General features: G+C 66.9%; 15 protein-coding genes. 10 read left to right on the forward strand and 5 right to left on the reverse strand.

Going from position 1 to position 22899, the window contains the following annotated elements; all coding sequences use genetic code 11:
* Positions 1–10 precede the first annotated feature (10 nt).
* Positions 11–793 (reverse strand): dienelactone hydrolase family protein, encoded by a 783-nt coding sequence (locus BLR02_RS02650; protein ID WP_090660175.1) that lies wholly within the window; start codon positions 791–793, stop codon positions 11–13.
* Between the two features lie 153 nt (positions 794–946).
* On the opposite strand from BLR02_RS02650, the gene BLR02_RS02655 reads away from it, so the two are divergent.
* The 6 genes from BLR02_RS02655 to BLR02_RS02680 all read left to right on the forward strand — a co-directional run bounded on the left by BLR02_RS02655 (position 947) and on the right by BLR02_RS02680 (position 5119).
* A complete protein-coding gene (locus tag BLR02_RS02655; protein WP_090660178.1) occupies positions 947–1927 on the forward strand; it encodes a hypothetical protein in 981 nt (326 codons plus the stop codon).
* An 81-nt stretch (positions 1928–2008) separates the two neighbouring features.
* Complete coding sequence (locus BLR02_RS02660) at positions 2009–2371, forward strand: hypothetical protein (protein WP_090560834.1); 363 nt, start codon at positions 2009–2011, stop codon at positions 2369–2371.
* A gap of 49 nt (positions 2372–2420) precedes the next feature.
* The gene (locus tag BLR02_RS02665; RefSeq protein WP_090660181.1) at positions 2421–2873 is read left to right on the forward strand and encodes a hypothetical protein; all 453 of its coding nucleotides are present in this window, start codon (positions 2421–2423) and stop codon (positions 2871–2873) included.
* A gap of 11 nt (positions 2874–2884) precedes the next feature.
* Complete coding sequence (opgC, locus tag BLR02_RS02670) at positions 2885–3751, forward strand: OpgC domain-containing protein (RefSeq protein WP_090660184.1); 867 nt, start codon at positions 2885–2887, stop codon at positions 3749–3751.
* Between the two features lie 59 nt (positions 3752–3810).
* Positions 3811–4593, forward strand: coding sequence for a class II aldolase/adducin family protein (locus BLR02_RS02675; protein ID WP_090560837.1), 783 nt, complete (start codon positions 3811–3813; stop codon positions 4591–4593).
* A gap of 124 nt (positions 4594–4717) precedes the next feature.
* Positions 4718–5119: a hypothetical protein gene (locus tag BLR02_RS02680; RefSeq protein WP_090560838.1), complete on the forward strand. Its 402-nt coding sequence runs from the start codon at positions 4718–4720 to the stop codon at positions 5117–5119.
* A gap of 70 nt (positions 5120–5189) precedes the next feature.
* Here BLR02_RS02680 and BLR02_RS02685 read toward each other — a convergent pair whose 3' ends face one another.
* From BLR02_RS02685 to BLR02_RS02700, 4 genes are all read right to left on the reverse strand, one after another.
* Entirely contained in the window at positions 5190–9386 is a 4197-nt protein-coding gene (locus BLR02_RS02685; protein ID WP_090660187.1) for a glycosyltransferase, read from the reverse strand.
* A 72-nt stretch (positions 9387–9458) separates the two neighbouring features.
* Positions 9459–10424: an NAD-dependent epimerase/dehydratase family protein gene (locus tag BLR02_RS02690; protein WP_090660190.1), complete on the reverse strand. Its 966-nt coding sequence runs from the start codon at positions 10422–10424 to the stop codon at positions 9459–9461.
* A 28-nt stretch (positions 10425–10452) separates the two neighbouring features.
* Complete coding sequence (gene gmd, locus BLR02_RS02695) at positions 10453–11433, reverse strand: GDP-mannose 4,6-dehydratase (protein ID WP_090660193.1); 981 nt, start codon at positions 11431–11433, stop codon at positions 10453–10455.
* A gap of 214 nt (positions 11434–11647) precedes the next feature.
* Entirely contained in the window at positions 11648–13609 is a 1962-nt protein-coding gene (locus BLR02_RS02700; protein WP_176849345.1) for a glycosyltransferase family 2 protein, read from the reverse strand.
* Between the two features lie 391 nt (positions 13610–14000).
* Between BLR02_RS02700 and BLR02_RS02705 the strand changes: the two genes are divergently transcribed.
* The 4 genes from BLR02_RS02705 (at position 14001) to BLR02_RS02730 (ending at position 22877) form a co-directional block, all read left to right on the forward strand.
* Complete coding sequence (locus tag BLR02_RS02705) at positions 14001–15185, forward strand: amidohydrolase (protein ID WP_090661515.1); 1185 nt, start codon at positions 14001–14003, stop codon at positions 15183–15185.
* Positions 15186–15443: 258 nt separating this feature from the next.
* Positions 15444–20570, forward strand: a complete 5127-nt coding sequence (locus BLR02_RS29965) for a class I SAM-dependent methyltransferase (RefSeq protein ID WP_218127840.1) — start codon at positions 15444–15446, stop codon at positions 20568–20570.
* Positions 20571–20832: 262 nt separating this feature from the next.
* Positions 20833–21876 (forward strand): GmrSD restriction endonuclease domain-containing protein, encoded by a 1044-nt coding sequence (locus BLR02_RS02725; RefSeq protein WP_090660198.1) that lies wholly within the window; start codon positions 20833–20835, stop codon positions 21874–21876.
* A 2-nt stretch (positions 21877–21878) separates the two neighbouring features.
* The gene (locus tag BLR02_RS02730) at positions 21879–22877 is read left to right on the forward strand and encodes a nucleotidyltransferase family protein (RefSeq protein WP_090660201.1); all 999 of its coding nucleotides are present in this window, start codon (positions 21879–21881) and stop codon (positions 22875–22877) included.
* The last annotated feature ends 22 nt before the right edge of the window (positions 22878–22899 follow it).

The following is a 22899-nucleotide window of genomic DNA, read 5'->3' on the forward strand; positions in this document are numbered from 1 at the left end:
GCTGTCAGCGTCAACGGACGCCGCTGAAGGCGGAAGCAAGGAAGCTGACCAGCTTGGCCTCGCCGGCCTCCGTGGTCGGGCGATCGGGGCGGATCGGAACCGAGCCGGCGGCACTCCAGCGCCAAATCCCGGTACCGAGGGAATGGTCCCAGGCATAGGTCGCCCCTGGCATCCGCAGCACGGCCGCGCCCAGCCCGGCGCAGGCGCCCTCCGGCTCCTCGGCGCCGGGCAGCAGCAGCAGGGCAGGGGCTCCCGGCGCGGCCTCCATCTCGGCCGAGAGGCCGGCGCAGCCGGGGTAGAGCGCCGCATGGGCGGCGAAGCCCGGCCCGCCCCCGTCCTGGGCCGCATGCAGCGCCCCGCGGCCGCCGGTGCCGAGGCCGAGCACGGCGATGCGCTCCGGATCGACCCGGATATCCGACCGCAGCACCCCATGCAGCGCCCGCAGCAGCTGGCCCAGGCGGCGAGGCGCGGGCGGCGGCGGCACGGCGGCGCCATCGGGCGAGAGCGGCTCCGGGTCCATCTCGATCGCCACCCAGCCTTCCGTCAGCATGACATCGGCCAGGCGCGCGGTGCGGCCGTCGAGCCCGGCCTCGTCCGGCAGGATGACGATGCCGGGCAGGGCGCGGCCGGGCGCCGGCGTGGTGAGCATGACGGCGACGCGGTGGCCGCGCCCTTCCGGCATGGCGAGCGTGATCTCGAAGCTGTCGGCCATCGGCTGCGGCCAGGCGGCGGGGGCGCCGGCCAGGATGGCAAGGATGAGGGAGGGAACGGCGAGCCGAGCGAGGCCTTGCATCGTGCGTGTCTCCGATGGCTTCCAAGGGTGGGGCGCGGCCACCCGGCCTCGCCTCACCCGTTCGGGGGAGCCGCTCGTCGCTTTCCCGTGAACCGGCACCGCCGATACTTGGTCACTGGCCGGGCCGGGCCGCCTCCGCTACTGCTGGCCGCCATGCGCCTCGTCCTCCTGCCGCTGCTCCTGCTGCTCGCCACGCCCGCCGCGGCCGAGCCGGTCCGCTTCGCCGCCTTCGGCGACATGCCCTATTGCAACCGGGACCCGGAGGCCTGCCGCGGCGAGGTGGCGCGCGTCGAGGCGCTGACCGGGGCGATCAACGCCGCGCGGCCCGACTTCAGCGTCTTCCTCGGCGACACCAAGGCGGGTGGGGAGGCCTGCAGCGATGCGATCATCCTTGATCGCACGGCGCGCTGGTTCGCCCGCATCCGGGGGCCGCTGGTCTACACGCCGGGCGACAACGAGTGGACCGATTGCTGGCAGCCCCGCGCCGGGGGCTTCGACCCCGTCGAGCGGCTGCGGCTGCTGCGCGCCCGCTTCTTCAGCGCGCCGGTAAGCCTCGGCGCCGCGCCGATGCGGCTGCAACGCCAGTCCGATCTCGATCCGCAGCATCGCCTCTATGTCGAGAATGCGCGGTGGGAGCGCGGCGGGGTGACGTTCCTCACCCTGCATGTCCCCGGCTCCGACAACAACCGCCCGCGCGACGGCGCGCCGGGTACCCCGCCGGGTGCGGCGCAGGAATACCCCGCCCGCAACGCCGCCAACCTGGCCTGGCTGCGCGAGGGCTTCGCCGTAGCCACCGCCGCCGGCAGTCGGGCGGTCGTCGTCGCGATGCAGGCGGACCTGTATTACCGCGATCGCTGCGGCCGCGGCACCGTCGCCGGCCATGTCGATACCCGCGATGCGCTGGCCGCGGCGGCACGCGATTTCGGCAAGCCGGTGCTGCTGCTGCATGGCGACAGCCATTTCTGGCTGCGTGACCATCCGGCGCCGGGCGTGCCCAACCTCACCCGCGTGATGGTCCCCGGCGATGGCGACACCCGCGCGGTGGTGGTGACGCTCGAACCGGAGGCGGCGGAGCCTTACCGCTTCGAGCTGATCGGCCCGGCGGACCGCATCGCGCTGCCCGGCTGCGGGTAGGGCAAAATTTCCCGGCCGTCGCCGTAACCACCCGGGAGCGGGCGACGAAACCTCCAGCGCAACCTGGCTGGAGTGAACGCCATGTCCAAGACCCGCCGCCTCGCCGCGCTGCTCGGCTTTGCGCTGATCGCCGCGCCCGCCTTCGCCTTCGCGCAATCCGCGCCGATGCAGCCCGGCCAGCGCATGCCGCTCGGCCCGATGATGGGCGAGCGCGTGCTGCGCCAGGTCATGGTGAACGACGACAGCTCCGTCACCCTCGTCTACGACATGAAGCCGGGCCTGCCGCAGTCACAGCGCGTGCTGCGGCTCGAGAATGTCAACGGCATGCTGGAGGTGGTCTACGACACCGCCGCACCCGGCATGCGCGTCGGCAATGACGGCGCGGTGCCGCGGCTGACCGTCGGCAGCGGCAACATGATCGAAGTGCAGTACGACCGGAAGTGACGATGCCGCGCGGCGCCTCCACGGGTGCCGCGCGCAGGAGCATGCCGCCATGGGCAAGACCCTCCCGCTGCGCCTCGTCACTTGGGCCGCCTCGCTCTGGATCGCCGGGGAATTCCTCTGGTACGAGCAGTACAAGCTCACCGGCAACCAGGGCTCGATCGACGGCGTCTTCCAGCCGCTGGCCAACTGGTTCGGCATCCCGGCGCATGAGAGGCCGATCCGCCTCTGCGTCGCCTTGCTCGAGATCGCCGCTGCGGTGCTGGTGCTGGTCCCGCGCACGCGAATCCCCGGTGCGCTGCTGGCCCTCGGCCTGATGAGCGGGGCGATCTTCTTCCACACCATCGGGCCCATTGGCATCGATCCCTACGGCGACGGCGGCGGCCTGTTCAAGGAAGCCTGCTTCACCTGGACGATGGCGCTGCTGATCCTCGTGATCCACCGCGACGAACTCCAGATCCTCGCCGCGCGCTTCGGCCTCGGGCCACGTCCGAGCGCCGCTTGAGGGAGGCCGCCATGCTGCAACGCCCGCCGCGCGATACCCGGCTCGACCTGCTGCGCGGCTGGCTGCAGCTGCAGATCTTCGCCTCGCATGCCCATGGCTCGCTGATCGGTATCTGGGGCATCTCGGCCGCCTGGGGCTTGTCAGACAGCTCGGAGCAATTCCTCTTCCTGTCCGGCTTTGCCCTCGGCTCGGTCCTTGTGCTGAAGGAGCACCGCGCCGGCCCTCGCGCCGCCTGGCGGGACCTGATGCTGCGCGTGGCCAGGCTCTGGCGGACCCACCTCATCGTGGTCTGCGGCTTCGCGGCGCTGGTCATCGCCACCGAGATGGCCTTCCGCTGGCCCGGCGAGGCTGCCGCCATGGGCTGGTCGTGGTTGCTGGTGGAGCCATGGCTCGCCCTGCCTGCGGCTGCCATCCTGCTCTACCAGCCGCAATACATGGGCATTCTCCCCGTCTTCATCCTCTGCATGCTGGCGCTGGCGCTGCTGATCCGCGGAATGGAGCGCGTGGGGGCCTGGGCGCTGCTGCCCCCGCTGGCGCTCTACGGGGCGGTGCAGGCCTGGGGCTGGCACCTGCCGGGCCTCGGCGGGACGGAGGTGGAGTTCAATCCGCTCGCCTACGTCGTCGTGGTGCTGATCCCGCCGCGGCCGATGACGCCGCGGGCCTGGCCGGCGCAGGCGCTGGCGGCCGCAGGGCGGAACAGCCTCAACGTCTTCTGCCTCGGCCTGTTCTTCTCCTACGCGGCGGCCAGCCTGTTCCGGGCCTTCCCCGGCGCCGTCCCCTGGCTGGACCTACCGCTGGTCGGCGGCGGCGCGCTCGGCCTCATGGCGGTCGCCCAGGCCGCGGAACGACGGCGCCGGGACCCCGCCCTGGCGCGGTGAACGCTTGCCTCGCCAGGGGAGAGGCCTACCATCGGGCCTCTCGCCGAAGGAGCCGCCCGATGCCGTTGGAATCCGTCCCCGCCCAGGATCTCACGCTGGCCGACCAGCGCTGGCAGGCCCGCGTCGACCTGGCCGCCGCGCATCGCCTCGCCGTCATGCACGGTTTCAACGAGGGTATCTTCAACCATTTCACCCTGCGCGTGCCCGGCACGGATGACCGCTACTACCAGATCCCCTTCGGCCTCCACTGGTCCGAGGTGACGGCGAGCTGCTTCATGGAGATCGGCTACGATGGCGAGCGCCTCGCCGGCGAGGGCGAGATCGAGCGCTCCGCCTACTGCATCCATGCGCCGATGCACCGCATGCTGTCCGAAGCCGCCGCTGTCTTCCACACGCACATGCCCTTCGCCAGCGCGCTGTCCCGCCTTGAGGACCCGCGCATCCTGCCGATCGGCCAGACCGAGCTCGGCACCATGCTGAGCACGGCCTATGACCTCACCTATACGGGCCTCGCCTACGACCCGGCCGAGGGCGAGCGGCTTGCCGGCGTCATCGGCGACAAGAAGATCCTCATCATGGCGAACCATGGCGTCGCCACCGTCGGGCGCACCGTGGCGGAAGCCTATGACCGGCTCTACTACATCGAGCGCGTGGCGCAGGTGCAGCTTTACGCCATGTGGACGAACAAGCCGCTGCGCCACCTGCCGCAGGATGTCATCGACCACACCATGGCGGCCTTCCGGGACAACTCGGTGAAGTATGGCGGCCGCTCCAACAGCGACTGGCACTTCTCCGCCCTGAAGCGGATCCTCGATCGCAAGGAGCCGGACTACAAGGAGTAGGCCTCGGCGTAAGGGGCGCGTGACCGAAGCTTCAGCTCCGTCACGCAGCCGTGCTGACCATTTCGTGGGGTGATGTCCAATTGATAGGGGCGGCGAAGCATCGCCCCCTGCAAGGCATCGTCCCATGCAAAACCAAACCGAACGCCACCCTTATCTCGACGCCTTCATCGCCAGCCTGGTGCCTTACCAGCCCCGGACGGCGCATGCGGATGACCCGCCGGTGCCGCACCTGCTGCCGCTGCCGGCGGCCTCGCCCGAGGCGGCACGGCTCCTCGAGCTGCTGCTCGGTGCCGATCATGACCTGCGTGAGGACCATCCGCGCGCCGGCGCGGTCAACCTGGCGCTGGCCGAGACGCGGCTGCACCGCCTCATCACCAGGGATGGGCTGACGCCCGCCCTGGAGGCAGCGCTGGCAGGCATCGTCCTGGCGAAGGAGGAGATGGCGACCGGGCGAACGGCCCGTGCCCTGGCAGCGCTGGCCGGCTCGATCCGTGCCATCGGCGCAGCGGCGCCGGCCCGTCGCTGAAACGGGACCGGTGCGCGTCCTGCGCCAGCACTGGCTTGCCCGGGACAGGGCAAGCGCCCATCAGGCGGACTCACCCGATGGGCGCTTGCCTTGCTCGGCGCGCAGCCCGGATGACGGCCAGCCGATCGGCCATGCGCTGGCCCGCCGCCCGCATGGACAGGCTGTTCCGCAGCTGGACCTGGGCGCGGGCGCCAAGCTCCCGGGCGAAGTTGCGATCCTCCCAGACCCGGCGCATCTGCAGGGCGGCATGCGCCTCGGATGGCTCCGCCCAGCGTGACCCGGCCTCGTAGGGCGGCACCGGGCGTTCGATCTCGACCAGGCGGTAGTCGACCAGCAGGCTGTTCTGGTCGTCCATGAAGTCCAGGTTGCCCGAATAGCGCGTGCCGATGACCGGCTTGGCCAGCAGCATCGCCTCCGCCATCGTCAACCCGAGCCCCTCGCTTCGATGCAGGGAGATGTAGCAGTCGCAGGCGTCCATCAGCGCGATCGTCTCATCCGCGCTGAAGACCCGGTCGATGATGAGGATGCGTCCGCCGGATGCCGCCGCCGCTGCATGAAGCTCGGCGATCAGGGCCGGGTGCTTCTCGCCATAGGAGGTCTTCAGCACGAGCGTCACCGGCTCCTCGGCGGTGAAGGCCTGCAGGAAGGCGCGCACCAGGCCGAGCGGGTTCTTCCGCTCCATGATGCTCATCATGTGGAAGGTGAAGAGGAAGGTGAACCGCCCGGGCGGGATCCCGAAATGCTGCGGGCTGCGGCGGGTGAAGACCGGCAGCTCGAGCCCCGGCATGAACTCGAAGACGGGTATGTCGAACCGCGAGCGGAGGGCATCGCCGACGAAGCGTGTGGCGGTCCAGAGCTCATCCGCCTCGGCCACCGCCGGGGACCAGGATTCGGGTACCGAGTCCAGCTCCCAGTACCAGTAGCCGATGCGATGGGTGCGTTGCCGCCTCGGCTGCAGGCCCGAGCGGGCGAAGGCCTGATGGAAGAAGGGCTCCGGCTGGATGTGCAGCAGCGTCACGTCGTGGAGCTCGAGACCGTCGAATTCGGCATGGCGTGGCAGGTCGTTCGTGGCATCGACCGGCACGTCGCGCAGGGAAAGGTCGTAGCCGACCTGGCGCAGCCCCTCGATGATCGAGAGCGTCGAGGTGCGCAGTCCCGACGGGTAGCACAGATGGCCGACGACGTTGAGGCCAGGCACTGCCAGCGCCTCCGCCAGTGCCTCGGCCGGCTGCGCGGCGACCCAGGCGCGCTCCGGCGCCGTCAGCCCGGCTTCGGGCCCGGCCAGCCAGCCCAGCAGGGCATATGCCGCCCCAGGGCTGTCGAAGGGTGCGGGGTGGTGCTCCCGCCAATGGCTGCGGCTGTTCCAGCCAAGCCGGATCTGCTCGGCCGGGGTCAGCGTCTCCGGCCAGGCGGCCGGATCGGTCCAGCCGGCCTCGCTGCGGTAGGTGGCGCGGAACCAGGCGGCCATGCGCTCCCGTCCGAAGACCGTCAGCCCATCCGGGAAGAGCGCCTGCCAGCCTGGGTTGAACCGGTAGCTGCGGGCCAGCTCGCGCGCCGGATCCTCGGCGCATTCGAGGGCGAGCCACCACGCCTCCTCGAGCCGCAGCGGATCCTGCTCGCGCCGCAGCAGGAAAGTGAGCAGGCCGATGCGGCCGGGCGGCAGGAAGGCGAGGGCGAGATCCTCCTGCAATCCGCGCCTCACCAGCACTGCTTGGCGGGCTTGCGCCGAGAGATCGCCTGCCAGCGCGAGCCCGATCGGCCCAAGCGCGCTGTCGGGCAAGGCGAGCTCCCGCGCGCCATCGCCCATGACCCAGCGGGCGAAGGCGCCAGTCGCCCCGGCCGAGAGCGCATCGGGAAAGCGCTGGCGCAGATCGGCCCGGCGCCGCAGCAGGTCGAGGCACCAGCGCGCTGCCGACCAGATGTCGTGGATGGCCGCAGCCGGCTCCGGCGTCCAGAACACCATCGATGCGGGCAGGCCCAGCGCCTCGATGACCTCGGCATCGTTGTAGAGATCGAGTGGCACCGGCGCCGCGAGGCCGGCGCCGTGGCGCCGCAGGTCGCGCTGCAGGCAGGCCGCGTTGCCAAGCTCCTGGCCGAAGCGGAGGCGCGGGATGTTGCTGTCCGCATCCAGCGCCGGATGAAAGAAGGGATCCTCGCGGTAGCCGAAGCGCCGGATATCGATCGCGGTCCGCGTCATATCCTCCGGCGGGTTGTGGTGCCCGCGGCTGGCCCCCTCGTGATGGATCAACCGGGCGAAGGGCGTATAGGCAGTGCGCCAGCCGGCCGCCCGTGCCGCCAGGCAGAGCGCGACATCGCTGTTCGCCATGGCATAGGTCTCATCGAAGCCGCCGATCACGGCGAAGACCTCCCGCCGGACCATCTGGCAGGCGCCCATGATGGCGGAGAGCGTTCGGGGGATGAGGGGCGAGCCGAAGGGACCCCATTCGGCCTCCGGCGCCAGGCGGAACAGCAGCCCGCAAAGATGCATGCCGATGGTGACGCCGGCATGCTGCAGCCGGCCATCGGGATAGACCAGCATGGTGCCGACGATGCCGACGCCGGGCCGCTGGGCGTAGCGCACCATCTCCTCCAGCCAGTCGGGGCAGGTGACGGCGATGTCGTTGTTGAGGAAGAGCAGCAGCTCGCCGCTCGCCGCGCGTGCTCCGGCATTGCATGCAGCGGAGTAGTTGAAGGGCAGGTGGAAGGGCAGGACCCTGATCCGCCCCTCTGCCTCCAGCCGGGCATAGAGGTCGAGCGTCTCCGGATCGGTGGACCCGCTGTCGACGACGATGACCTCCATCCGCGGGTAGTTCGTCTCGTCCAGGAGGCCGCGCAGGCATTGCTCCAGGAGCTTCGGCTTGTCGCGGTTGGGGATGATGACGGAGACCAGGGGCGGCTCGGCCAGCGCCCAGGTGGACCGCTGCGTGCCATCGGGCTGGGTGGCGATCGTGGCGTCGATGCCCACGCGGCGCCAATGCGCGGCGATCGCCGCCCGCATCTCGGCGGCCTCGGCCAGATCGGCCGCCGGCCGCTCGGTTCGCCCATCGGCCGGGCGGTGGCACAGGATGCGGGGGATCCGGACGACCTTGGCTGACCGGGCGACCATCCGGAGATGCAGGTCCCATTCCGCCGCGGCGCCCGCCTTGGCCGCGAAGCCACCGGCCTGCTCGGCTGCCTCGCGGTCCAGCACGGTCGGCCGGCCGAAATAGTTGAAGGCCTCCAGCATCTCCGGCGACCATTCCGGCTTCAGAAACGGGCTGTGGCGCTGGCCGCCCTGGCCGATGCGGTCCTCGTCGCCATGGACGATATCGGCCCCAGCGACCGTGGCGAGGGTGAAGAGCGCATCGGGCGCCAGCCGATCACCGGGGTCGAGCACCATCAACAGGTCGCCGGTCGCCCCAGCCGCCAGCGCCGCCAGCATGGCGCCACGCTCCGCGGTTCCGAGCCTCGATGAGGTGGGGCCGATACGGCGATACCGGTCCGGCCCCAGCGTGAACTCCTCGGCATCCGGTGCGAAGCCGATGCGGCATTCCAATTCGACGCCTTGCTGCGCCATGACGCTGTCCAGGGTTGCGGACAGTTGCGCGGTCTGGCCACGGGATACCGGCAGGAGCAGGCTGATCCGCCGAGCCGGCGCGCCACTGGCCAGGAAAGGCGCCAGCGTCTCCTGCTCGGCGCTCCAGCGCTGGTACCGCTCCGCGTCCTGCGCTGTGGGTGGGACCTTGACCGGATCCCGCTCCAGCATCGCCCGGCCGATTGCCTGCCGCAGCCCAGCCCGTCCGCTAAGGCGCAAGGCGCTGCCCAGGCTGCGGGCTGCCTGCAGGCCTTGACGCGGTTCCCGCAACCAGTGCTGGCCGAGCGACAGCGCCAGCCTCATCCCGGCGATTGGACGGTGCATCGGCCGCGCTTCCACCGGCCCAAGGCGAAACGGCCCCTGTGCCACGGGGGCGCCCATGGCCAGCGCGATCGCCTGGGGCGGTACATGGATCATCACCCGCAGCCGTCCATCGCCCAGGCGGTGCGGCATGACGCCTTGCAGCGGCTTGAATCCGGTGCCGTCGTCGAAGGTGACGGTCGGCACCCTGAAGGCGTTGCGCGGGGCCTGAAGGCTGATGGTGAGCTGGAGCCAGCCCGTCGGCAGGCTGCCGTCCGAGGGCGCCAGGCGGAAGCCCGCGGCAGCGCCGAGGGCTTGCCACCAACCATCGGCGCCATCGATCTCGGCGAGGTCGCGCAGCGCCTGCGGCTTGAAGGAAAGGGGCTTCGGCATCAGGGCAGTCCGTTCCGAAACGTGAGGCCGAAGGGTGGAACCGGACGGCCAGTCGCCCGGTCGCGTGCGGGGCTACTCGCCCGCCGCGACCCGGCCACGCCAGTCATCGAGGACGGTACGCAACGTGTCCTCCCAGGCGATCTGCGGCTCCCAGGCCAGGAGCTGACGGGCAAGGGAAGGATCTCCCTGAACACGCACCACATCGGTCGGACGCAGCCTTGCGGCATCCGCCTCGGTGCGCGCGGTGATGCCGGCCAAGGCGAGAAGTTGGCCAAGAATATCCCCGACCTGGCGCGGATGGCCGCTGCAGAGATTGATCGCGACGCCCGGCTCCAACTGGTCGAGCAGTCCGAGGGTGCGGGTATAGCCGGCGCAGACATCGCGCACATCGAGGAAGTCGCGCCAGCGATCCAGGGCGCCAGTGCGCAGGACGGGTTCCTGCAGCCCTGCTTCGATCCGCGCCACCTGACGGGCAAAGGCAGCCACGACATAATTGGGCGCCTGGCCCGGACCTATATGGGTGAAGGGGCGAAGCCGCACGGCCCGAAGGCCCCGCAAGGCCATCTCGCCGATGGCGAGGTCAGCCGCTGCCTTGCTCGCAGCGTAAGGATTGGCGGGCCGAAGCGCAGCATCTTCGGCGAGCGGCTGGCCGGACTGGAAACTGAGCCCGTAAACCTCGCCGGAGGAGATGAACATGAAGGACGCCTCCGGTGCCGCGCGCAGCACGGCCTCACCGAGCGCGATCGTGCCGAGGAGGTTCACCCGCCATGCCTCCCCCGGATCGCGGAAGGAGGCGGCGACATCGGCCTGGGCAGCGAGATGCACTACTGCATCGGGATGTGCCTCGGCGATGGCGTCGGGGAGACCTGCTGTCTCCCGCAGGTCAAGCGTCAGGCCGATATCGGTACCTGGCACTTTTCCTTCCCGCCCGGCGCCGATCAGCACCGCCTCCGGAAACGCGGCGCGCAGCGCAGGCAGCAACGCCCTGCCGACGAAGCCGCCGGCACCTGTCAGCAGGATGCGTCCGGGCTGCGTCATGGCGCGAGGTCAGGATGCGGCATCGGGATCAGCGCATCCGTGCGCGATGGCGGAACAGGTCCGCCTCGACCATCTCGCGGATCATCTCCTCAAGCGTGGTGGTGGGCGCCCAGCCAAGCTTCTCCTTTGCCTTCGAGGGATCGCCGAGCAGCACATCCACCTCGGCAGGCCGAAGGAAGGCTTCGTCCACCTTGACGAATTCCTCGTAGTTCAGCCCGACATGCTCGAAGGCGATGCGCACCATGTCACGCACGGTAACGGTTCGGCCGGTGGCGACGACGTAATCGTCCGGCTTCTCCTGCTGCAGCATGAGCCACATCGCCTCGACATAGTCCCGGGCATGCCCCCAGTCGCGCTTGGCGTCGAGGTTCCCCATCTGGAGTTCCTTGGCCAAGCCAAGCTTGATCCGGGCAGCGCCGTCGGTGACCTTGCGCGTGACGAATTCGATGCCGCGCAGCGGGCTTTCATGGTTGAAGAGGATTCCGCTGGATGCGTGCAGGCCGAAGCTCTCGCGGTAGTTCACCGTCATCCAATGGGCATAGAGCTTCGCCACGGCATAGGGCGACCGCGGGTAGAACGGCGTCTTCTCGCTCTGCACCGGCTCCTGGATCAGGCCGTACATCTCCGAGGAGGAGGCTTGATAGAAGCGCGCGCCCGGCGCGACGAGCCGTACCGCTTCCAGCAAGTTGTTGGCGCCAAGGGCTGTCACCTGCCCGGTGAGCAGCGGCTGGTTCCAGGACGTCTTGACGAAGGATTGGGCGCCGAGATTGTATACCTCATCCGGCCTCACCTCGTTAAGGATGCGAATCAAGGACGAGAGGTCGATGAGGTTGCCGTCCATCATGCGGACACGGCCAAGAATGCCCAGCCAACGAAGCCGCTCATCGAGGACGTCGCTCGAAGAAGAGCGACGCAGCAGACCGAAGACTTCATAACCTTTATCGAGCAGCAACTTCGACAGGTACGCCCCGTCCTGGCCGGTGACACCGGTGATAAGTGCGCGCGGCATTCCATTCAATCCCATGACGGCCTATGGCGCGTCCTTACCCGTATCAGGCAGAAATTCCAATACAGGCGGCCACTGTCCCAGAAAATACACCACTGATCTCTGTCCGACTCTCGTCTTGTGATATGAGACGCCACGAGTAGCAAAAAGCCTCCGCTAAATGGCCAGGACGGGATAGCACCACCCACGACCTCCAGCCCTTCGGGGTCGCCATTCGTCACTCTGCGGAGGCAAGGCGCCAGGGTGCCAGGCGGCGAGCCGGAATGGCCAAGCTTACGGTGTGGCTGAGGCGGGAGAAGTTCGTGTTGTAGTAGGGATCCTCATCGAGGATCTCACCCCAGCGCGCCCGCATGTAGCGTGCCTCCGCGGTGGCGCGGGCCCGCTTCTCCGGCGTATCCTCGTTGCCGCGTGAGGCGGATTCGAGATGAAGCAGCTCGGCGAAGGGCGTCCAGACGTTCCGGTAGCCCCGCTCGCGCAAGCGCAGGCAGAAATCCACGTCGTTGAAGGCGACTGGCAGGTTCGCCTCGTCGAGCCCGCCCACCACGTCGTACAGCTCGCGCCGTACAGCAAGGCAGGCGCCGGTATTGGCAGAGACCGTCCGGGTGAGCACCGACAGGGCGCAGTAGCCGAGTGCCTCTGCCGGCTCGTGCAGGGCGAAATGGCCGGCCACGCCTCCACCGCCCTCGAAGCTCCCCATGCCCAGCACGACGCCCGCATGCTGCACCGTCCCGTTGCCATACAGCAGCCTTGCGCCGACGGTGCCGACATCCGGCCGCAGCGCGTGCGAGACCATCTCGCGCAGCCAGCCACCATCGAGCACGTCGATGTCGTTGTTCAGGAGCAGCAGGATCTCACCTTGCGCCTGGCGGGCTGCCATGTTGTTCAGGGCCGAGTAGTTGAATGGCGCATCGGATCGCAGGACGCGCACGCGCGGATCGGCGTCCAGCCGTGTCAGCAGTTGCAGCGCCTCCGGCCGGGTCGAGCCGTTGTCGACGATCAGCACCTCCAGCGCATCGTAGTCGGTACGCGCGAGCACACCCGCCGTCGCCCGTTCGAGAAGCTCGGCGCGGTCCCGCGTCGGGATGATGATGCTGACCTTGGGGAGCGGGTCGGGCAGGGGCCATCGGATACGCTGCCCTTCGATGCCACGCGGATGCGGAAGCACCGCAGCGCCCGAGCCCCGAGGCAGGTGGTGAACATGCTCGGCGATCGCGCGGTGCCGCGACGCGGCTGCGACCGCGGGCGCTGGCTGCCCAAGTCGCCGATGATAGAGAACGGCCGGTAGGTGGTGAATTCCTTCCCCGCCGATTTCCGCTGCCGACCGCAGGACCAGATCCTGGACTTCGCTGCCCTCGAACCCCTCGCGCATGCCGCCGAGGCAGCCAAGCAAGCTGCGGCGCCAGAACACGAAGGCAAAGGCGGCATCCTGCCCAAGGATCAGGTCAGGGTCCCAATCGGGGCGGAAGGCGGGGTCCCGTCGCTGTCTGCTTCCTGCGATGTCTTCGAACCAGTCCTCGTCTGAGAAGATGAGATTGACCCCCGGATGTGCATCAAGCGCCACCGCCGCCTCGTAAAGAGCACGCTCCGACAGCAGGTCATGGGGCTGCAGCAGGGTGACGAACTCGCCATGCGCGGCCTGTACCCCGGAATTGACGCGGGCGGCGAATGAGCGAGCCCCCGTGGCCCCCACGCAGCGGATGCGCGGATCCGTAGCCGTGATGGACAGCAGGAAGGACCGAAGCGCGGGCGGCGTGGTGTCCTCCTCGACCAGGCACAGCTCCCAGTGCGGATAGAGCTGGTTGCGGACCGAGCCGATCGCTTCGCTCAATTGCGCCTCGGCGGCATCCTGGACCGGCATGACGACTGACAGCAGTGGCCGGTGGCGCAGCTGCTGCAGATGCGCCGCAATCAGTGCCTTGTCCTCATCCGACAGGGTATCGCAGGCGGCGATCCAACGTGCATATTGCGCCATGTCCGTCGCCGGGGCGTGATGACCCTCCTGGGCAGCATCTCTGATGCCGGGCCTCCAGCGCCGCAGTAACCTTGCGATGCCATCGAGGGCGACACGCAATGGGTAGGTGGCACGCCAGATGGTCGAACGGGCGATGAGGTCCCGCTCGCGCAGGGCTGCTTCGGCCAGGAGAGCAAGCCGGCGCTGCTCGACGCGCGATCTGGCCAATGCGGCCCGCAGGCTCTCGATGTCACACTCGGGCGTGCTGGTCGTGCCCCCTGGTCGCTTGGGGGTGGTCTCAGGGGCCGCTCGTGTGGAAGCCTGACGCAACAGAAGGATCCTTGGACCGGGTCCGGCGAGGAAAGGGCCATGCCCGCCCCCCCTCAGCCAGAATGAGCTGCAGACGGCCTGCATAATGACCGGGCGCGGGCTGCCGAGGATGGCCGCCGGCTTGGGCCCGGGCCAGGACGGTGTGCGACACCACCGGGGCCAACCGAGAGGGCTGGAGCCCTATCATGTCATGCTGTGTCGGACAACGCCGTCAGCCTTGGGTGGGGCCGCGGCCATGCGCGCCCGCAGCCGTCTTGCCGGGCGCCCTGCTTTCGCCTCCCATGGCTGCATGGAACCCTGCGACACGCTCCTCACCGAGGCCCGTCTGCCGGATGGCCGCACCGGCATGGCCATCGCCTGCGCCGGCGGCCGCATCGCCGCCATCCTGTCGCCCGGATCGCCGCTGCCCCCGGCGAGGGAGACGCATGCGCTTGGCGGGCAGTTGCTGCTGCCGGGGCTGACGGATGGGCACCTCCACCTCGACAAGACGCTGATGGGCCTGCCCTGGATGCCGCATGCGGCCGGGCCAACGCGTGCCAGCCGCATCGAAACCGACCAGCGGTTGATGCCGCATTTGCCCCTGCCGCCTGCGGAGCGCGCAAGCAATCTCATCCGCCGTTGCATCGCGCAGGGCACGGCGCTGATCCGCACCCATGCCGATATCACGCCGACCTTCGGCCTTTCCATGCTGGAGGGCATCCTGGAGGCGAAGGCGCGGCATGCGGGGCAGGTGCGCATCCAGACCGTCGCCTTCCCCCAGGCGGGGGTGGTGACCGCACCGGGGACGGAGGCGCTGCTGGAGGCGGCGCTGCGCGCCGGGGCGGACCTGCTCGGTGGCCTCGACCCCTGCGAGGTGGACCGCGACCCCAAGGGGCAGCTCGACATCCTCTTCCGCCTGGCGGAGCGGCATGGCGTCGGCCTCGACATCCACCTGCACGAGGCGGGAGAGCTGGGCCTCTTCTCCCTCACCGAGATCGCGGCGCGGACGCGGGCGCATGGCATGCAGGGGAGGGTGACGATCAGCCACGGCTTCTGCCTCGGCGCCCTGGCCGAGAGCCGGCAGGCCTCGGCCGCGGCGATGATGGCCGAGGCTGGAATGGCGCTGGTGAGCCACGGCGCCGGCGGCGCCCCCCTGCCGCCGCTGCTGCGGCTGCGGGCCGAGGGCGTCCGCGTCTTCTGCGGCAACGACAACCTGCGCGACCTCTGGAGCCCCTACGGCACCGGGGACATGCTGGAGCGCGCCGCCATCATCGGCTGGCGACTGGATGCGCGGACGGATGCGGCGCTGGCCGAGCTGTTCGACATGGTGAGCGCGGCCGGGGCGGCGGCGATGGGGGAGGAGGCGCCGGCCCTGGCGGTGGGGGCGCCGGCGCATCTGTTTGCCATCCCGGCTGAGACGGTGGGGGAGGCGATCGGGCAGCATGCGCCGCGGGGGTTGGTGGTATTCGGAGGGAGGGTGGTCCATCGGGCATGAAGGCCACCCCCATGGCCCATGGGCGGCAGGCCCCGCCAATGCTGGCAATTAGCAGGAACACCCCCTACTGCTGGCCTGCGCGACCATCACCTCGATCCCAGCCGCATCCCCAATGATATCGGCGGAGAAGGCCCGTCCGGGACTGCCGGCCAAGGTTGACCTGAGGTCCCATCCCTTTAGAATTACTCCGAATTGCCGAGGTTTATTCATGAACCGGATTGCTAAAGAGAGGCGCTTTGCTCGCAGCAGGAGCATTGCGTGACTTATCCCGATACGGACGCCGCCAAGAATACGATTCAGCGCGATGGAATCCTGGACATACTGGCCCGCCCGGAACTCGAGGTCCCCTTCCGCTTCTGCGAGCGTTTGGACAGGGAGAGTGCCTGGTTCGGGCATCTGCCCTTCGCCCATTGGCTGGTGCATGTAGCGCGTCCGCGCATCCTCGTAGAATTAGGCACCCATGCCGGCATCTCCTACGCAGCTTTCTGCCAGGCTGTCGAGGCGGAGAGGTTGGGCACGCGGTGCTACGCCGTCGACACCTGGCGCGGCGACGAGCACGCGGGTCAGTACGACGAGAGCGTGTATGAGGATCTCGTCCGCTATCATGACAGCCGCTTCGCGGCATTCTCGCAGATGCTGCGCTGCACCTTCGACGAAGCGGTCGGCAAATTCGCCGACGGTTCGGTGGACCTCCTGCATATCGATGGCCTGCACACGTACGAGGCCGTGCGGCATGATTTCGAGAGCTGGTTCCCGAAGCTGTCGGATCGCGCCGTGGTGCTGTTCCATGACACCAATGAGCGTAAGGCGGATTTCGGCGTCTGGCGCCTTTGGGCCGAACTGTCCGCGCGCTGGCCCGCTTTCGAATTCCTTCATGGGCATGGGCTGGGGGTGTTGTGCGTCGGGCCGAACGTGCCGACGAGCCTGCGTGCCCTTTGTGGGCTTTCCGCCGCTGAAATCGCGACAATCCGCTCGCGCTTCGCCAGGCTAGGTGAGCGTTGGGACGCCGAATCACGGTCCATCACGCTGGCCCGTGGCCTTACCTTCCGTGATAAATTGATCGCCGATCTCGACGGCGCCCTGCGTACCGCTCACACGGAGCGGGATTCGGTGGCGCAGCAGCGGGATGCGGTCGCGCAGCAGCTTGATTCGGCGGTTCACCAACTCGCCGCGGCTGAGCAGACCGCTCGTCAGGCTGCGGAAGCACACTCGGCGGAGGCCAAGCGGGCGACCGAGACAGAACGGCAGCTTGCCCAGCTGCGGGCTGAGTTGACGGCCGCGCAGCAGGGCCACGAAGCCGAGAAAGCGAGGCTCCGGCAGCAACTCGGTGCCGAGCTGGACCGCTTGCGGCAGCAGGCCGAAGCCGGTGCCCGGAGCACATCCGAGATGGCCGCAGCCGTCAGCGAGGCCCGGGCGCGAGCGGACGAGGCGGTGCTGCAGCGGGAGGCACTGCTGAGTTCCACCTCCTGGAAGGCGACACAGCCCATACGACGCTTGGCGGAGGCCCTGCCGCACTCCGCGCGATGGCATGGGCGCCGCGCCCTCAAGGCGGCCTGGTGGCTTGCAACCCCCTGGAAGCTGGGTCGCCGCCTCAAGTATATCCGCGCCCGCAACCAGCTTGCCGTGTCGCCGACGATCGTGGTGCCGCTTCCGGCTGCGCCCAGGGCTGCCGCGAACCTCTCGGTACAGGAGGGCGATGCCTATGGACGCTGGATCGAGGCATTCGAAGGCGCAGCCCTTGTTCCATCCGGGACTCCTACCGCAGTCCGGAACTCCGGCGAGCCGCGCTTCAGCTTCCTCCTGCCTCATGGCGGTGACCCCGCTCGCCTTGAGGCGACTTTGGAATCCGTGAGGCGTCAGGTCGAGACGGATTGGGAGGTGCTGGTTGCCGTGCCGGACGATGGTATGGCCCGACTACCTGCTGGAATGAGCAGCGATGGACGCGTCAGGGCGGTTTCGTGCCGACCGCAGGCTGACCGCGGAGGCATCCTCGCCTCACTGCTCGCCACCGTCCGTGGAGACTGGATCGCGGTCCTGGATGCTGGGGATGTTCTCGCGGATGGCGCGCTGAGCGAGGTCACGAGCCTTGTGGCACGCTGCCCGGAGTTGGCGCTGCTCTACGCCGACGAGGATGAGCTCCTGCCCAACGGGAGACGGGCCTCACCGCAGTTCAAGCCGTCATGGTCGCCGGAGCTTCTGCAGGCCTATAACTACTTCGGCCGGCTGACGCTGCTGTCCCGGGAGCTGGCGGTCCAGGCCGGTGGCTTCCTCGAGGGACAAGCTGCTGGTGCCGAGTGGGGCCTCAACCTCCGTGCTGCCGACCTGGCCGAACAAATGGGGATGCGGGTTGAGCGCCTCACGCGCGTGCTCTGCCACCGCCCGCAGGGCGGTGACCGGGAACGCCCCGCCCCCGGCAGCGAGGCTGCATCCCAGCACCGTGCGGCCCTGCGTGCCTTCTGGGAGGGGCGTGGCATCGCCGGCGTGCGCGTCGAGACGCAACCCGACGGGACGCAGCGGTCCCGCTGGGAGGTCGAGAACCCGCCGCTGGTATCCGTGATCATCCCGAACCGGAACAGCCCGGACCTCCTGCGGCGCTGCATTGAGGGCGTGCTGGACAGCACGAACTACCGGCAGGTCGAGATCGTCATCGTCGAGAACAACTCGGATGATGCTCGGACCTGGGCGCTTTACGAAGAGCTGGAGCACCGCGGCAATATCCGCGTGCTGCACGCGAACGGGCCGTTCAACTATTCCGCCGCTTGCAACCGTGGCGCTGCTGTTGCCCGTGGCAGCGTGCTGCTCTTCCTGAACAACGACATCGAGGTCGTTGACCCCGACTGGCTGGGTGAGTTGGTGCGCGTCGTCATGCTGCCCGGCGTCGGCATTGCCGGCACGCGCCTCCGCTATCCCACCGGAGAGCTCCAGCATGCCGGTGTCGCCATCGGCATCCACCTCTACGGCCTGATGTACCACCGTGCCGCGGAGGAGGAGTGGGGCGTCCTCGGCTCGCCAGGGCATACGCGCAACTGGCTTGCGGTCATGGGCGCCTGCCAGATGGTGCGCCGGGAGGTGTACGACCTTGTCGGCGGCTTCGATGAAGCCTACCGCATCGCCAATAGCGATGTCGCCCTTGCGCTACGGGCCCACAGGGCCGGCTGGCGGACCGCCTATACGCCCTTCGCCACGCTGGTCCACCATGAAGGCATGTCGCGCGGCCGCACCAACCCGGCCGAGGACATGGCGCGCGCGGCCCATGAGGTGCTGCGCCTCGGCCTGATCGAGGACCCCTACCTCCATCCGGGGCTCAGCCCCTACAACCCAGTCCCTCATCTGCGGGCGCCCGGGGAGCCGAGCCTGCGTGAGAACCTGCAGCGTGACGCCGCAGCGCATCTGGCTTCGCAACCCCTGCCGGAGCCGCCGCTCGACCTCGACGATGACGCACAGGTCTGCGCAGCCGCGGGTCTGCCCCGCGACGCCATCCTCTGGCCGCCGCAGCCGGCGCATTCGGTGCATGATTGCTGGTCGGCGGCACGCCTCATCCTGGATCTGCTGCGCGGCCGCCGGGATCTGCGGATGCGCTTCCCGCGCGCGCTCTCCGAGGGAGCGGACGGAGCCTTCGCCCGCTGGCTCCGCACCGAAGGCGGGGATGCGCTGGGCCTCTCACCAGAGCGTCGTGGGCACCTTCATGCTGCCTTCGCGCAGGAGCCATCGGCGCGGGTCATGCAGGCCTATATGTGGCGGGACGATATCCGCACGATCTTTCCGCTCGGCCTGTTGCCCTCCGGACGGCGGGGCCTGGCCTCCTGGCTACTGTCTCATGGCACCGAAGCGAAGCTGCGCCATGAGGAGATCTGGTGGTTCCTCCTTCGGACCGCCGAGGACCCGAGCGGGGCGCTCATCCGTACCTATCGCTTCACCCCAGGCTGGCAGCAGGCGCATCCAGCCGGGCTGACCGTATTTGGCCGCGAGCGCTTCGCAGCCTGGCTCTCGGAGCGTCACGGCATCCCGCCGGACACGGTCTGGCTGCGGCCGGAGAACTGGCGCACGGGCCTGACGCCCGCCGAGGAGATCCGGCTGGCCTATGCGGCAAGCCCATCCTGGCGGGAAGCCCATCCGAATGCCTTCGACACCGAGCAGGGCGCCCATGGCCTGCTGCACTGGCTCGCCTCATCGGCGGGCCTGTCGGACGATCTCGCCCGTTGGTGTGCGGCGAGGCTGGACGATGGCACGCCGGCGGCCTTGGCTCGGCCGGGCGCGAATGTCCTCGCTCATTTCTGCTACCCGTCCGGCCTGCGCGTCTCGGCCGAGGCCATGTCGGACGCCATCGAGGAGCAGGGCGGCCTGGTGTCCCGCCGTGATGTCCGCACCGACCCCGGCGACGATCCACACCATGCCGAGTTCGGTGGGTTGGAGGTGCATGACGTCACGATCATCCACACCCAGCCGGAGCCCTTCTTCTCTGTTGCCTATGCGCGGGCCGACCTGGCCGAGCGTATGCCGAGGACCTACCGCATCGGCTACTGGTACTGGGAGTTCGACAGCGTGCCCGAGTACTGGGCCGAGACGGCGCGCATGGTGGATGAAGTCTGGGCTGCCACCGAATTCGTGGCCAAGGGCCTGCGCGAGAAGCTCGAGATACCCGTCCGCACCCTGTTCCCGGGTGTGCGCGTCGGGACCTTCACGCCGAGGCCGCTCAGCGCCTTCGGCCTGCGCGGGCGAGAGGAGGGGCGTTTCACCTTCCTCTTCTCCTTCCACATGGGCAGCGTCATGGAGCGCAAGAACCCCCTGGGGCTGATCCGCGCCTTCCGGCAGGCCTTCGACCCGGCGGAGCCCGTGGACCTCATCCTGAAGACCACCTCCTTCGGCCGGTTCGACGACCAGGTGCAGGAGCTTCACGCCGCGGCGGCGGGGGCGAACGTCACCGTCCTGGACCGGGTCATGACCCCCGACGAGATCCTGTCCCTGATGGAGGCGAGCGATGCCTATGTGTCCCTCCACCGAAGCGAGGGGCTGGGCCTGACGATGGCCGAGGCCATGTTGCTCGGGAAGCCCGTCATCGCCACCCGCTATTCCGGGAACCTGGACTTCATGGATGACGGGAACAGCCTCCTGGTGGATTGCGACATCGTCACCCTCGGCCGCGAGATCCCGCCCTATGATGCATCCTCGCGCTGGGCGGAGCCTTCGGTGGACCATGCCGCCCGGCTGATGCGGCGGCTCTATGACGACCCGGCCTATGCCGCTTCCCTCGGGGCCCGGGCCAAGGCCGATGCGGAGAACCGCCTCTCCCTGGCCTCGGCCGGGCAACGCTTCCACGCCCGGCTTGCCGAGATCAAGGCGGCCATGCGGGGCCGGCCGGGAGGAGGCCAGGGCCGGGCGCGCTGATCATCGGCGAAGCGGCCGGGGACGGGGCCGCGGCCGCGGCGATGATGGCCGGGGCGGGGGCGGCGCTGGTGAGCCACGGCGCTGGCGCATCTCTTTGCCATCCCGGCTGAGACGGGGGGGAGGCGATCGGGCAGCATGCGCCGCGGGGGATGGTGGTGTTCGGAGGCAAGATGTAAACTCGGATAAATTTTTGGTTCAATCAGCGGCAACCTATATCTTCGAGAAAGATGGCGACGGTTAATCTGTAAAAGAGGTGCCGGACATGCTACGCAAAACCAACTATCAGACATTATCTTGGCTAAATGATCTTTATAAAAGAGGGCTGCTTGATTTAGATCCACCATATCAAAGACGCAGCGTCTGGAATCAGCAATATAAAGATTTTTTTGTGGACACAGTTCTTAATAATTATCCATGCCCAGCGATATTTCTCTACGAACAAATATCTTTGGAAGGTATCGCTAGTTATAAGGTTGTAGATGGTAAGCAGAGACTCTTAACTCTATTTGAATTTTGTAACAACGAGTTCCCTGTTTATCAAGATGCAAGCCTCAGTTCCGCTCGCGAGAAAAACTTCTCTGAACTTGATGACGAACTAAAACTTAGAACATGGCGCTATCAATTTGCCGTGGAGTTTATTCCAGCCGAAGATGAGAGATTGATTACGGAGATTTTTAATCGAATTAACCGTAACGTCGCGCGTTTGTCCCGACAGGAACTGAGGCATGCTCGCTTTGGCGGATCTTTTATGAACTCGGTTGAGGCGCTTAGCGAGTGGACCGTAAAAGAGTTGCCGCCTAATTTTCCGAATATTGCCCAGCAGTCACGCAAACAAATGCGTGATAGCGAATTCGTTGGAACGCTGCTTTTGTATATCGAGGACGGTCCGCGTTCGTTTTCACAAGACCAACTTGATGAAGCATATAGCCTTCGTGATCTCGAATGGCCTTCAGAGACGGAAACAACTGAACGGTTTAAGGAAATCATATCTTACTTGGCAACTCTAACACGTGTAGATACGAGCGGATCATTAGTCAGGAGCCGCATTAGAAATCAAGCGGATTTCTATGCTCTGTTCGGGGCCTTGCATCAGCTTGAAAAAGAGTCATGGCCTGATCCTGCATCGGCGCGTGAGCGTTTGCTGGCATTTGCCGAGTTGGTAGACGATGACTCGCGCCGCTCGCGATCAATCGAGGCGGAGGCTTACTACGCCGCCGCTCGATCCGCATCCAATGATCCAGGCGCACGTCTGTCTCGCATTGGAGCACTGCAAAAGGTAATTCTAGGGCAGTTCGCGGTACCTTAAAAATGATTGTTCCCAGCGCGCTCATAACGCACTTCTCCGACATCGAGAGATCTCTCAAGTTTGTTCATGACCGTGCTCGGGCGACACTCTCGACATTTTCCGACGCAAAAAATTTCCCCTTTACGGGTAGGGTAAAAACAATCGAGTCAACAGCTGAAAAAATTGAGACCGGGAGATACTCGAAATTTGCCGACCTGGACGACTTAGTAGCATTCACGATTATCGTTCCAAGCAGCAAGCATGAGGATGAAGTTAGGGATTTTTTGAAAGGAAAATTTGATTTAGTACGAGAAAAGCTGAGAAACGAATCTGAGAAATCTCCCGACGTTTTCCGGTTCGACTCACCCAGGTTGTATTGCCGTTTAAAGCCCAGCCCCGATGCAGTAATAGCTAACCCGGATTCCAGCGTATTTAAGATAATTTTTGAAGTCCAGTTACGGACTGCGTTTGAACATGCTTGGTCCGTAGCAACTCACGATCAAGCATATAAGACAAATAGAATCGATTGGAAGCGCTTGCGAGTTGCGGCACAACTAAAAGCTGTTATTGAGAATTTAGATTCTGTGGTAACGGCGTTCGACGCAGTTGCAGCTGCCACTGATTCAAGTCCATGGTCAAAGCTCGAAGAACAAATAAAAATTCAAGAAGCATTCGAAGGCTTCTTTGAGAATGGTGAACTTCCATCTGCGCTGTTTCCAAAAGACATGTCTAGATTTTGCAACAATATCGCTGATTTTGTTGCAAAAATAAGACCGAAAGTCCAGTTGTCGGTGTGCCTAGACAAATTTAAAGGAGCGTTGGAAAAGCGTGAACTTCATCCTATTCCTTCGAGTTTGTCATTGTTTCAGCTTTTTGTGGGCTACCTTATACAAAGTCGGACTATCCCCTACACGTTCAGCATCCCCTGTCATATAACGGAGGAAATGTTTGCACTATTTCCTGCTGTAAGAGAGGTTAAGCCAATCTTTTTATATGGCGAAACTTCGAAAGAAGTGCTGTAAGTGATATTTATCCAGTTTGTAA

This window comes from Belnapia rosea, from assembly GCF_900101615.1.
GTDB classification, from domain to species: domain Bacteria; phylum Pseudomonadota; class Alphaproteobacteria; order Acetobacterales; family Acetobacteraceae; genus Belnapia; species Belnapia rosea.

Bases quoted from the DNA above. Each gene is read 5' to 3' on its own strand.
- BLR02_RS02650 (WP_090660175.1), bottom strand. From the start codon at position 793: ATGCAAGGCCTCGCTCGGCTCGCCGTTCCCTCCCTCATCCTTGCCATC.
- BLR02_RS02655 (WP_090660178.1), top strand. From the start codon at position 947: ATGCGCCTCGTCCTCCTGCCGCTGCTCCTGCTGCTCGCCACGCCCGCC.
- BLR02_RS02660 (WP_090560834.1), top strand. From the start codon at position 2,009: ATGTCCAAGACCCGCCGCCTCGCCGCGCTGCTCGGCTTTGCGCTGATC.
- BLR02_RS02665 (WP_090660181.1), top strand. From the start codon at position 2,421: ATGGGCAAGACCCTCCCGCTGCGCCTCGTCACTTGGGCCGCCTCGCTC.
- opgC (WP_090660184.1), top strand. From the start codon at position 2,885: ATGCTGCAACGCCCGCCGCGCGATACCCGGCTCGACCTGCTGCGCGGC.
- BLR02_RS02675 (WP_090560837.1), top strand. From the start codon at position 3,811: ATGCCGTTGGAATCCGTCCCCGCCCAGGATCTCACGCTGGCCGACCAG.
- BLR02_RS02680 (WP_090560838.1), top strand. From the start codon at position 4,718: ATGCAAAACCAAACCGAACGCCACCCTTATCTCGACGCCTTCATCGCC.
- BLR02_RS02685 (WP_090660187.1), bottom strand. From the start codon at position 9,386: ATGCCGAAGCCCCTTTCCTTCAAGCCGCAGGCGCTGCGCGACCTCGCC.
- BLR02_RS02690 (WP_090660190.1), bottom strand. From the start codon at position 10,424: ATGACGCAGCCCGGACGCATCCTGCTGACAGGTGCCGGCGGCTTCGTC.
- gmd (WP_090660193.1), bottom strand. From the start codon at position 11,433: ATGCCGCGCGCACTTATCACCGGTGTCACCGGCCAGGACGGGGCGTAC.
- BLR02_RS02705 (WP_090661515.1), top strand. From the start codon at position 14,001: ATGGAACCCTGCGACACGCTCCTCACCGAGGCCCGTCTGCCGGATGGC.
- BLR02_RS02725 (WP_090660198.1), top strand. From the start codon at position 20,833: ATGCTACGCAAAACCAACTATCAGACATTATCTTGGCTAAATGATCTT.
- BLR02_RS02730 (WP_090660201.1), top strand. From the start codon at position 21,879: ATGATTGTTCCCAGCGCGCTCATAACGCACTTCTCCGACATCGAGAGA.